Origin of the sequence: Caballeronia glebae (assembly GCF_001545035.1) — a bacterium.
GTDB classification, from domain to species: Bacteria; Pseudomonadota; Gammaproteobacteria; order Burkholderiales; family Burkholderiaceae; genus Caballeronia; species Caballeronia glebae.
Map to the genome: position 1 here is coordinate 1 of NZ_FCOJ02000167.1, position 1,403 is coordinate 1,403.

A 1,403-nucleotide genomic window follows, 5' to 3' on the forward strand; every position below is an offset into this window, starting at 1 on the left:
AAGCTAAAACCGCATCAGTACATTTTCCGGCTGCGAGGCAAATATCCGCAGACGCTGTTCCGGTTTCAGTACGCCCAAGATGATCTAGCGTATCTGCAAATGTTGATGACGAAGTGGGGAATATACCTCTATGTTGAGGAAACCCAGTACGGTGATCGGATTGTCTTTGCGGATGACATAGATCACTACATCTATGATCCCGAGCGCGTCGTCCCTTATCGCGAAAATGCGGGCCTGGAAGCGGCGATTGAATCAGTGTTCGAACTGGCGTGCCATACGCACGTCGTGCCGCAAGCGATGGTGGTCGCGGACTATAACCCCGACAAGGCTTGGGAACGCTTTAGGGCCGAAGAAAACATCGCGCCCCAAGACCCGACCACGTACGGCAAGCCCTACTTTTATGGAACCGCGCATCTTGATCAGGCTGAAGCCCAGCGCAAGGCGCAGCTGTATCACGAGGAAGCGATCTGCTGGCAGGTGGTCTTCGAAGGTCAGAGCAATGTGCAGGAGCTTCGCTGCGGACGGGTTTTCCACACCGATACCGAGTTGCCGGATGCGGAAGACGGGCTGGTGGTCATTGAAGTCACGCACAGGGGCGCGCGAGACAAGGCCTATAGCAACACGTTCAAGGCGATACCCGCTAACCGGCGCTTCCGTCTGAAAATAGACGAATCGAAGTGGCCGAAAATCGCGGGCACGCTTAGTGGCCGTGTGACAAGCCCCGACAAATATAAATATGCTTATTTGACGGCCGCCGGATACTACGTCGTACGTTTCGACGTCGACTTCGAAGATTGGCCTAAGGGTGGCGAGAGCGTGCCGCTGCGTTTGGCCAAGCCGTTCGCGGGGGCGTTGCAGACCGGGTTCCACTTTCCGGCTGTGGACAACACGGAGGTGGTGGTCGGATTTCGAGATGGCGATCCGGATAAGCCTGAACTGCTGGGATTCCATCACAACAGCCAGGCGGTCGATCACATCACGAATGATCGCAGGTGGCTGTCGCGCAATGTCATCCGGACGCAGAGCAACAACAAGCTCCGGATGGAAGACTGGGCGGGTGAAGAAGGCATCAAGCTCAGCACGGAGCACTCAGGCAAGTCGCAACTCAATCTGGGCCACCTCGTAGATTCCGACCTGAAGCAGAGAGGGGCGGGCTATGAGCTTCGAAGCGACGGCCACGGGGCCCTTCGCGCCGGGGCTGGAATGCTCGTTTCCACCGACAAGCAGGAGCGTGCCGAGGGCAAGCAGCTCGATGTGACCGCAGCGATGAATCAGCTGCAGATCGTGAACGCTCAGGCCGATGGCTTGGCGCAGGCGGCGGCTGTCGCGAAGGCCGAGATCGCCGATCTGAAGGCCGAGAACCAGTGGCTCAAGAACAGCGTGAACGAGTTGCGGGAAGCCGT

General features: G+C 57.9%; 1 protein-coding gene. It reads left to right on the forward strand.

Annotation, left to right across the window (positions count from 1 at the left end; all coding sequences use genetic code 11):
* Window positions 1-1,403: type VI secretion system Vgr family protein (locus AWB82_RS36630; RefSeq protein WP_143757001.1), on the forward strand; the 1,403-nt coding region annotated here is incomplete at both ends.